This window comes from Bergeriella denitrificans NBRC 102155 (assembly GCF_001592185.1).
GTDB lineage: Bacteria > Pseudomonadota > Gammaproteobacteria > Burkholderiales > Neisseriaceae > Neisseria > Neisseria denitrificans.
Genome location: NZ_BCWL01000085.1, coordinates 1 through 8,514, shown reverse-complemented (window position 1 = coordinate 8,514; position 8,514 = coordinate 1). Strand labels below are relative to the sequence as shown.

Genomic DNA, 8,514 nt, shown 5'->3' with positions numbered 1-8,514 from the left:
CCATTCTGTGTTATTCGACTATAAAAAAGCCGTCTGAAAAAAACCTTGATTTTTCAGACGGCTTTTTTGGCGAAAACTGCGGCTATGTACTGCCCGGGCGACCTGCCCTATCCCGCCGCTTTCGGAAACTTCAACACCGTTTCCCCTTTGCCTTTATCCCAATCGATTTTAACCGCGCCGCCCTCGACCAGGCGGCCGAACAGTAATTCGTCGGCCAGGGCTTTGCGGATTTTTTCCTGAATCAGGCGGTGCATCGGGCGCGCGCCCATTTGCGGATCAAAGCCTTTTTCCGCCAGATAGCGGCGCAGCGCGGGGGTAAAGACGGCTTCGACTTTGCGCTCGAGCAGCTGCTGCTCAAGCTGCAGCAGGAATTTGTCCACCACTTTGGCAATCACGCTTTCATCCAGCGGCGCAAACGGAATCACAGCATCCAGGCGGTTGCGGAATTCGGGCGTAAAGAGCTTGTTGATGGCCTGCATCTCATCGCCGCGCTCGCGTTTGGCGGTAAAGCCCAGCGTCGGGCGGCTGAGGCTTTCCGCGCCGGCATTGGTCGTCATAATCAGGATGACGTTGCGGAAATCGGCGCTTTTGCCGTTGTTGTCGGTCAGCTTACCCGCGTCCATTACCTGCAGCAATACATTGAAAATATCGGGGTGGGCTTTTTCGATTTCGTCGAGCAGCAAAACGCAATGCGGCTGCTTGTTTACCGCTTCGGTCAACAGGCCGCCCTGCTCGAAGCCGACATAGCCCGGCGGCGCACCGATCAGGCGCGATACGGCGTGGCGTTCCATATATTCCGACATATCGAAGCGCTGCAGCGGAATGCCCAGCGAAAAGGCAAGCTGGCGGGCGACTTCGGTTTTGCCGACGCCGGTCGGGCCGGAAAACAGGAAGCTGCCGACAGGCTTATCGGGCAGCCCCAGGCCGGAGCGTGCCATTTTGACGGCCGACACCAGCGCTTCCACCGCCTTATCCTGCCCGTACACCATATTTTTCATATCGCGCGCCAGATGCTGCAGCACCTGCTTGTCGTCATGGGAAACGGTTTTCTCGGGAATGCGAGCGATTTTGGCGACCACGGCTTCGATTTGCGCTTTGCCGATGACTTTTTTCTGCTTGGATTTAGGCAAAATCCGCTGCGCCGCGCCGGCTTCATCGACAATATCGATGGCTTTGTCGGGCAGGAAACGCTCGTTGATGTAGCGTGCGGAAAGTTCGGCAGCGGCCTCCAGCGCGGCTTGGGTGTAGCGCACTTGGTGGAAACCCTCGAATACCGGTTTCAAACCCTGCAGGATTTTGACCGTTTCGGCCACGCTCGGCTCGGCGATGTCGATTTTTTGGAAGCGGCGGCTCAAGGCGTGGTCTTTGGCGAAAATGGTGCGGTATTCTTCGTAAGTGGTCGCACCGATGCAGCGCAACACGCCTTTGGCCAAAGCGGGCTTGAGCAGGTTGGACGCATCCATCGTGCCGTTGCTGGTGCTGCCCGCACCGATGACGGTATGGATTTCGTCCACAAACAAAACGGCATCGGGCACTTGCTCCAGCCGCTTCAACACCGCTTTCACCCGCGCTTCAAAATCGCCACGGTATTTCGTACCCGCCAGCAAAGCGCCCATATCCAACGCATACACCACCGCATCTTTCAACACTTCGGGCACGCTGCCGGACACGATTTGGTAAGCCAGCCCCTCTGCCAATGCGGTTTTGCCCACGCCGGCTTCTCCGACCAGCAGCGGGTTGTTTTTGCGGCGGCGGCACAGCGTCTGCACCAGCCGCTCCATCTCGTGGCTGCGACCGATAAGCGGATCTATCCGGCCGGCGCGGACTTCTTCGTTCAAATTCAAAGTATAGTCGGCCAGCGCATCGCCCTCTTTGCCGTCTGCGCCTGCCTCCTGGCCGTCTATGGCGTCTGAAACTGCTTCATCCGCGCCGCCTTGTGCGATACAGCGCAGAATATCGAAGCGCGTGACCGACTGCTGCTTGAGGAAATAAACCGCATGGCTGTCGGCCTCGCTCATAATGGCTACCAGCACATCCAAAGGCGTCACCTCGCTTTTGCCCGCCGACTGGGTATGCACCATCGCCCGCTGTATCACTCGCTGGAAGCCGAGTGTCGGCTGGGTTTCGGTGCTATCGAGCAGATGCTCGGGAATTACGGGCGTATTTTCCGCCGTACTCTCGGCCAGCTGCTCTGTCAGGCGCGGCAAATCCGCGCCGCAGCCGCCCAGCACTCTGCCGACGGCTTCGTCTTCGTCCAGCAATACCTGCAGCAGCTGCTCGATGCCGATAAATTCATAATGACGGCCGCGCGCTTCGTTATACAGAAGCTGCAAAATCCGTTCCAACTCGGCTGAAATCATGCTCAAACCTCCTCCACAATACATTGCAGCGGAAATTCTTCCGCTTGGGCGCGCTGCAAAACCTGCTGCTGCTTGGTATAGGCGATGTCGCGCGTATAAGTGCCGCACAAGCCCTTGCCTTCATGGTGCACCAGCAGCATCACCGCCACCGCCTGCTCTTGGCCGAGCATAAAGATTTCGGTCAGCACCTCGACCACAAATTCCATCGTCGTATAATCATCGTTCAGCAGAAACACGCCGTAACGCTTGGGCGGCGGCGCTTCCCGGCGCTTCAGCAGCGTATCGGCATCATGATGCGTACTCGTTTTATTCATTGATATATTGGCTTTCGGATATTTTTCAAACCACAGCAAACCCTTATCCGCCCGCGCAGAGCCGCAGGCAGACAAAAGATTGTTAACAAAAAACCGGTTTTCTGTTGTATTTTGGCCTATTTTAATAAATTTTCCACTTTCTCCCAAACAATACTTGACGAAAAGGCTTAACAAATGTAAAAAGACAGACAGCAGAGTCGGCACTCGAATAAGCATATGTGTTTTGGGAGAAACTCGGAACTTTTAGGTTTTACGTTGCCATTTGCTGTTTTTTTCAATTTTTAAAGTATAGGAAGTTCTGTAATGGCAACCGGTATCGTAAAATGGTTCAACGACGCTAAAGGTTTTGGTTTCATCACTCCGGATGAAGGCGGCGAAGATTTGTTCGCGCACTTCTCTGCAATCAACATGGAAGGTTTCAAAACCCTGAAAGAAGGCCAACGCGTTTCTTTCGACGTAACCACCGGCCCTAAAGGCAAACAAGCTGCTAACATTCAAGCTGCTTAATTGACCATACGGCTTCGAGCTGTAAACATGGCGGGTTATCCCGCCATTTTTCATATCCGTACCCGACACCGATACCTGTGAATATAGACGACACCCGCTACCGTCAGGCGCTTGAGCGCATCGAGGCGTTAATCCGCCATCTGCGTGCCAACCAATCCGCCGCCTGTAGCCTTGCCGAAGAAGAAGACCTGATGCTGATGCGCCTGGCCGATTGGCAAACCGGTTTGCAACCCCACCACCAAGCCGCCATCGCCGAAATCGAACGGCTCTATCAGCACTATATCCGCCATGAACCCGATTAAACCCGGCATCTACCGCCATTACAAAGGCAATCTCTACGAAGTGACCGGCTGGGCGCGCCACAGCGAAACCGGCGAAGACATGGTCGTGTACCGCGCGCTTTACGGCGATTACGGCCTGTGGGTGCGCCCCGCCGCCATGTTTGCAGAAAACATTGCCGGCGAAGGCGGCACGCAGCCGCGTTTTGCCCTGATTCAGGCATTTTAATATTCAGACGGCCTTCGTGGTAAAATAACCGCTTCATTCCAGACCTGCCCCCTAAAGAATCCGCATCATGAGTATCGCCAATAATAAAAAAGCCTTTCACGATTTCTTTATCGAAGACCAGCTCCAAGCCGGTTTGGTATTGGAAGGCTGGGAAGTCAAAGCCATCCGCGCCGGCCGCGTGCAGCTCAAAGAAAGCTATATCCACTGGAAAAAAGGCGCATTTTACCTGGTCGGCTGCCACATCACCGCCCTGCCCACCGCATCGACCCATGTCAAACCCGACCCCGTGCGCCAGCGCAAGCTGCTGCTGAACCAGTCGGAAATCAACAAGCTCATCGGCAAAACCGAGCGCGCGGGCTATACCATCGTGCCGCTGAATATGCACTACCACAAAGGCCGCATCAAAATGGACATCGGCCTGGCCAAGGGTAAAAAGCAGCACGACAAACGCCAAAGCCTGAAAGAAGCCGATTGGAAGCGCGAAAAACAGCGCCTGATGAAAGCAGTGCGTTAATTGGATAAGGAAAAGCCGTCTGAAAATCCGATATTTCGGTTTTTCAGACGGCTTTTTACCGTTTTGAGACACGGTTTTACTGCCGCAGCTTGGATATCGGCTGCCAAACCGCAACCAATCTGCCTACAAACCCAATTCACGCAAAAAGCGGATGTCGTCGGCCCAGCCGGATTTCACTTTCACCCACACTTTCAAAAACACTTTCTGCCCGAACAGTTTTTCCATATCCAGGCGCGCTTCGGTGGAGATTTTTTTCAAACGCTCGCCGCCTTTGCCGATCAAAATCGCTTTCTGGCTGTCTTTGTCCACCAATACTGCGATGTAGATGCGGTGGATATCCTCGCCCTCTTCAAACTGCTCCACTTCCACGTTCATCGCGTAAGGCAGCTCTTCGCCCAAATAGCGGAACAGTTTTTCGCGCACGATTTCCATCGCCAAGAAGCGGGACGATTTGTCCGTCACCATATCTTCGGGATACATCGGCACGCTCTCGGGCAGATAAGGCTTGAGCACTTCCAGCAGATTGGCGATACGCAGGCCGTGTTTGGCCGATACGACTTCGTGCCCCGCAAATTCAAATTCTTGCGACACCTCGTCCACAAAAGCCTGCAGCGCGTATTTATCTTTGGCCTTGTCTTTATCGATTTTGTTCACCACCAGCAGCACCGGCGTATGCTTGGGCAGCTGCTTGATAACCACGCGGTCGGCATCGGTAAAGCGCATGGCTTCAATCACAAACACCACCACGTCCACGCCGCTCAAAGCCTCGGTCACGTTTTGGTTCAGGCGGTCGTTGAGCGCGTTGCGGTGGTTGGTTTGGAAACCGGGAGTATCGACAAACACAAATTGCGCGGTGTCGTCGGTATAAATGCCGGTCACGCGGTTGCGCGTGGTTTGCGCTTTTTTGCTGGTGATGCTGATTTTTTGGCCGATTAAGTGGTTCATCAGCGTCGATTTGCCCACGTTCGGTCGGCCGACAATGGCAACAAAGCCGCAGCGGTAGCCTTCGTTACGTTGGGCTTCGTTGTTTAAAAAGGTTTCAATATCCATGTCTGTATCTTTATCTGTATGGTTTGAGGCCGTCTGAAAACGGGTTGTTTTTCAGACGGCTTGTGTCGTCAAAAACGCCTTTACCGCCGCGCGCACCTGCCCCGCTTCCGCCAAAATCTGCGTTTCCCACTTGGCTTCGCTGCTTTCTCGGATTAAATCCAGCTTCATGCGCTCGTTGCGTTTAAGCTGCTTGCGCTCTTCCAGCACCGGCATGTCCGCCACGACTTGATAAAGTTCGCCCATCGCAGGGTAAGCGGCAAAATCCAGCGCCAATACTTCCAAGAGCGGCTTTATCCGCAATACGCCTTCAGACAAATTACACTGCCCCTGCTGCATCGCCATGGCAATAATATCCACACTCTCCGCAATCTTGGCGCGGCGCGCGGCCTGCGCGGCTTGGATTTCTCGGCGCTGACGGTACACTTTTGCCCACAGCCACGCAGCATAGGCAGCCATAGCGGCAATCAGCAACAGCGCTGCAATCATCAAAAGGTTCATTTTTCAGACGGCCCTCATGCGCCGGCAGCCGCGCCAAAACGCTCTGCCCGCAGTAAAATCATCGAATATTCAAACGCAGCGGCATTATTTCTTGCGCTTGAGCGGATAATGCTGCTCCAGCCAGACCAAAGCGGTTTTGGCGGTTTCCTGCTCGGCGGCTTTGCGGCTGACGCCCTCGGCCTGACAGATAAACCCCGGCTCGCCCAAATCACAAGATACCACGAAGCGGCTGTCGTTGGCATGGCCGATTTGCTCTTCGATGCGGTATTTCGGCAACGCCATGCGCCGCGCCTGCAAAGCCTCCTGCAGCGCGGTTTTATTGTCTTTGCCCTGATTTTTCAAATCCACGCGCTTAACGCGCTCGGCAAACAGATGGCGCACTACTTTTTCCGCCGCTCCGAAATCGGCATCGAAACTCACGGCGGCAAACATCGCCTCCATCGCGTCAGCCAAAATCGAAGGCCGTTTGAACCCGCCGCTTTTCAGCTCGCCCGCGCCCAGATACAGGCCGTTGCCGACCTCCATTTCCAGCGCGATTTCCGCCAGCACGCCCTCGTTCACCAAATTGGCACGCAGCCGCGACAGCTCGCCCTCGCTCAATTTGGGAAACGCCTCAAACAGCATTTTCGCCACGGTATAGTTCAAAATCGCATCGCCGACAAACTCGAAACGCTCGTTGTTTTTCGCATTAAAGCTGCGGTGGGTCAGAGCCTGCCGCAATAATTCGAGATTGTTGAACTCATAGCCCAAGTGCTTCTGAATGGCACGCTGCGCCTGCTGTTTGATTAAATCGGTTTTCATGCTTACTTTCAAAAAAAGCAGCCCGAATGCGTTTCGATACTCCAAAGCCGCGGCGGCCGCTGCGTGCAAAATATGGAAACACTTTAAGGCTGTGTTTATGATTCATCAGGCCGTCTGAAAATTATAGCCGTTTCACTTTAGCTTGATACAGCGTTGCTGCTTCAGTAGCTTAGTCAAGCCCCCTCTTTGAGCCGGACGAGCCAACGCCGTAGCCGAAATTACTCTCCGACTATATCTTTTTTCAGACGGCCTCCATTGTATAGTGAATTCAAATAAAAAATCTACAGCGTTGGCTGCGCCTTGTCGCACTACCTGTACTGCCTGCGGCTTGCCGCCTTGTATCTTTCTTATTTGAATCCACTATAACATTACACGCTACCTTTATCCGCCGCCGCCCGATTTCCATGCGGAAATTGCACAAATCGTGTAAAATCACGCCTGTATTTTCCACTTTGCACACCCATTATGAACCTATTTGCACAAGCCCTGTCCGTCGCGCTCGACCGCTGCATCGCCACCAAAGCCGTCAGCGAAGAAGGCGGCCCGGTCGGCTTTCTCTACCGCGAAGAGCCGGTATTCGAACACGACAGCGGCTGGCGCTTCTTCTGCGGCGACGAAACCGACGAATACACCGACAATCCCGATAACTTCACCGTATTGAGCATGTCGGACATCACCAAAAACAACCCCGACATCGTACCCCTGCTGACACAACCCGCCGGCAGCGCCTGGGAGCTGGCCGAAGACGGCAGCTTCCAAGCCGTATCGGATTGGCAGCCGCAGGATTAACATTTTTCAGACGGCCCGAGCGCAAAAGCCGTCTGAATACCGACACAACTAAGGATTAGCATGAACATCATCGAACCCAACTTAAACGGCAAACAGCTGCGTATCGGCATCGTACAGGCCCGCTTTACCAACGAAATCGGCGGCGAAATGCTCAAAGTCTGCTGCCGCACCCTGCTCGAGCTGGGCGTAGCCGACGAAGACATCACCATCACCACCGTACCCGGCGCGCTGGAAGTGCCGCTGGTGCTGCAAAACATGGCCGCTTCCGAGCAATACGATGCCCTGATTGCCATCGGCGTGGTTATTCGCGGCGAAACCTACCACTTCGAGCTGGTCGCCAACGAATCCGGCGCAGGCGTCACCCGCGTCGGCCTCGACCACAACATCCCGATTGCCAACGCCATTCTGACCACCGAAAACGACGAGCAGGCCGTAGCGCGTATCGAAGAAAAAGCCGCCGATGCTGCCAAAGTTGCCGTTGAGTGCGCCAACTTGGTGAATTTTCTGCTGGAAGAGCAATTCGACGACGAAGAAGAGTAAGCCGATAAGCTGCCTCTTGTTTAACCTTGGGTTGGCAACTTAGCTTGCCCCCAACCGACACTTCTCCGCGCCGTCACGCCCGTTTGCACGAACATGACGGCCGGGTGGGTTTCAATCCATCCCACCCTTCCGATTTTCAGACGGCCTTGCCCCAAAGGCCGTCTGAACCCGTTTCAAACCATAAGGATTTCCCCATGAAAACCCCACGCCGCCGCGCCCGCGAGCTGGCCGTACAAGCCCTGTACCAAGCCGGTCTCAACCAAACCGCCGCACCGGAAGTTGCCAAAAACATCCGCGAACTGCCCGATTTTGAAAAAGCCGACGAAGAGCTGTTTACCAAACTGTTTTTCGGCGCACACAGCAACGCCGCCGAGCACATGGCACACATCCGCCCCCTGCTCGACCGCGACGAAAAAGACCTCAGCCCGATCGAGCGCGCCGTATTGCTGATGGCCTGCCACGAATTAAGCGCCATGCCTGAAACGCCTTATCCCGTGATTATCAACGAAGCCATCGAAGTCACCAAAACCTTCGGCGGCACCGACGGCCACAAATTCGTCAACGGCATCCTCGACCGCCTGGCCGTACAACTGCGCCCGAACGATCCTAAACGCGCTTAAACGTCTGATGTGTA

12 protein-coding genes are annotated in these 8,514 nt (G+C 54.8%); 7 read left to right on the top strand and 5 right to left on the bottom strand.

Features of this window, described 5'->3' with window-relative positions; translation table 11 throughout:
* Positions 1-107 precede the first annotated feature (107 nt).
* Both clpA and clpS read right to left on the bottom strand, forming a co-directional pair.
* Positions 108-2,360: an ATP-dependent Clp protease ATP-binding subunit ClpA gene (gene clpA, locus BDE01S_RS06035; RefSeq protein WP_066078698.1), complete on the bottom strand. Its 2,253-nt coding sequence runs from the start codon at positions 2,358-2,360 to the stop codon at positions 108-110.
* A 2-nt stretch (positions 2,361-2,362) separates the two neighbouring features.
* Complete coding sequence (gene clpS / locus BDE01S_RS06030; RefSeq protein WP_066078703.1) at positions 2,363-2,674, bottom strand: ATP-dependent Clp protease adapter ClpS; 312 nt, start codon at positions 2,672-2,674, stop codon at positions 2,363-2,365.
* 303 nt (positions 2,675-2,977) lie between these two features.
* Between clpS and BDE01S_RS06025 the strand changes: the two genes are divergently transcribed.
* The 4 genes from BDE01S_RS06025 to smpB all read left to right on the top strand — a co-directional run bounded on the left by BDE01S_RS06025 (position 2,978) and on the right by smpB (position 4,202).
* On the top strand, positions 2,978-3,181 hold the full coding sequence (locus BDE01S_RS06025) for a cold-shock protein (protein ID WP_002217533.1): 204 nt from the start codon (positions 2,978-2,980) through the stop codon (positions 3,179-3,181).
* 77 nt (positions 3,182-3,258) lie between these two features.
* Positions 3,259-3,483 (top strand): hypothetical protein, encoded by a 225-nt coding sequence (locus BDE01S_RS06020; RefSeq protein WP_066078691.1) that lies wholly within the window; start codon positions 3,259-3,261, stop codon positions 3,481-3,483.
* On the top strand, positions 3,470-3,688 hold the full coding sequence (locus tag BDE01S_RS06015; RefSeq protein WP_066078689.1) for a DUF1653 domain-containing protein: 219 nt from the start codon (positions 3,470-3,472) through the stop codon (positions 3,686-3,688). The genes BDE01S_RS06020 and BDE01S_RS06015 overlap by 14 nt, the downstream gene beginning before the upstream one ends.
* A gap of 67 nt (positions 3,689-3,755) precedes the next feature.
* The gene (gene smpB, locus BDE01S_RS06010; protein WP_066078683.1) at positions 3,756-4,202 is read left to right on the top strand and encodes an SsrA-binding protein SmpB; all 447 of its coding nucleotides are present in this window, start codon (positions 3,756-3,758) and stop codon (positions 4,200-4,202) included.
* Positions 4,203-4,325: 123 nt separating this feature from the next.
* On the opposite strand, the gene era is transcribed toward smpB, so the two are convergent.
* The 3 genes from era to rnc form a co-directional block, all read right to left on the bottom strand.
* Positions 4,326-5,252 carry a GTPase Era gene (gene era, locus BDE01S_RS06005; protein WP_066078680.1) on the bottom strand — a complete coding sequence of 309 codons (927 nt, stop codon included), beginning with the start codon at positions 5,250-5,252 and terminating at the stop codon, positions 4,326-4,328.
* Positions 5,253-5,303: 51 nt separating this feature from the next.
* Positions 5,304-5,738: a DUF2489 domain-containing protein gene (locus BDE01S_RS06000; protein ID WP_218015859.1), complete on the bottom strand. Its 435-nt coding sequence runs from the start codon at positions 5,736-5,738 to the stop codon at positions 5,304-5,306.
* Positions 5,739-5,834: 96 nt separating this feature from the next.
* Positions 5,835-6,551 (bottom strand): ribonuclease III, encoded by a 717-nt coding sequence (rnc, locus tag BDE01S_RS05995; protein ID WP_066078670.1) that lies wholly within the window; start codon positions 6,549-6,551, stop codon positions 5,835-5,837.
* 465 nt (positions 6,552-7,016) lie between these two features.
* Between rnc and BDE01S_RS05990 the strand changes: the two genes are divergently transcribed.
* The 3 genes from BDE01S_RS05990 (at position 7,017) to nusB (ending at position 8,500) form a co-directional block, all read left to right on the top strand.
* On the top strand, positions 7,017-7,340 hold the full coding sequence (locus BDE01S_RS05990) for a DUF2185 domain-containing protein (RefSeq protein ID WP_066078669.1): 324 nt from the start codon (positions 7,017-7,019) through the stop codon (positions 7,338-7,340).
* Positions 7,341-7,400: 60 nt separating this feature from the next.
* A complete protein-coding gene (gene ribH / locus BDE01S_RS05985) occupies positions 7,401-7,880 on the top strand; it encodes a 6,7-dimethyl-8-ribityllumazine synthase (RefSeq protein ID WP_066078667.1) in 480 nt (159 codons plus the stop codon).
* Positions 7,881-8,074: 194 nt separating this feature from the next.
* A complete protein-coding gene (gene nusB / locus BDE01S_RS05980) occupies positions 8,075-8,500 on the top strand; it encodes a transcription antitermination factor NusB (RefSeq protein WP_066078666.1) in 426 nt (141 codons plus the stop codon).
* Positions 8,501-8,514: the final 14 nt, after the last annotated feature.